Below are 664 nucleotides of genomic sequence, written 5' to 3' on the forward strand. Positions count from 1 at the left end.
TACCGCCACTGCGCAGGCGCGGGTGCGCATGCAGCCGGCCACGCTGGAAATGATACTGGGAGGCAAACACCCCAAGGGTGATGTGCTCGCCACCGCCCGAATTGCCGGCATTCAGGCGGCAAAGAAGACCTGGGACCTGATTCCTCTGTGTCACCCGCTGTTGCTCACTGGTGTCACTGTTACCATCGAACCGGAAGGAGCGGATGCGCTGTGCGTGCAGGCAACCTGCAAGCTCAAGGGCACCACTGGCGTGGAGATGGAGGCCTTGACCGCCGCATCGGTGGCCAGCCTGACGCTCTATGATATGTGCAAGGCGGTGGACCGGGGCATGGTGATTGAATCGGTGTGCCTGCTGGAAAAATCCGGTGGCCGCAGTGGCCAGTTCCGTCGGGAGGATTAAGGTGATCGAGATACGTTTCTTTGCTGCTCTGCGTGAGCGGGTGGGCAGTGACAGCCTGACGGTCACGCCGCCGGATGGTGTCGACACGGTGGCTGCCCTGGTCGCATGGCTGGCCGACGACAAGGCGTCGGTGGCCGGTGCGCTGGAGGCGACACCCCGCTATATGGTGGCGGTGAATGAGGTGCTCAGCCAGGAGCAGGCGGCGGTTCGGGATGGCGATGTGGTCGCCCTGTTCCCGCCGGTGACCGGCGGATGAAGATTCAT

2 protein-coding genes are annotated in these 664 nt (G+C 63.4%); both read left to right on the forward strand.

The window, feature by feature from the left end:
- A partial coding sequence (moaC, locus tag A3730_RS02955; protein WP_063537443.1) for a cyclic pyranopterin monophosphate synthase MoaC occupies positions 1–400 on the forward strand: 400 nt, incomplete at its 5' end.
- A 1-nt stretch (position 401) separates the two neighbouring features.
- Positions 402–656 (forward strand): molybdopterin converting factor subunit 1, encoded by a 255-nt coding sequence (gene moaD, locus A3730_RS02960; protein WP_063518668.1) that lies wholly within the window; start codon positions 402–404, stop codon positions 654–656.
- Positions 657–664: the final 8 nt, after the last annotated feature.

Source organism: Alcanivorax sp. HI0044 (assembly GCF_001634945.1).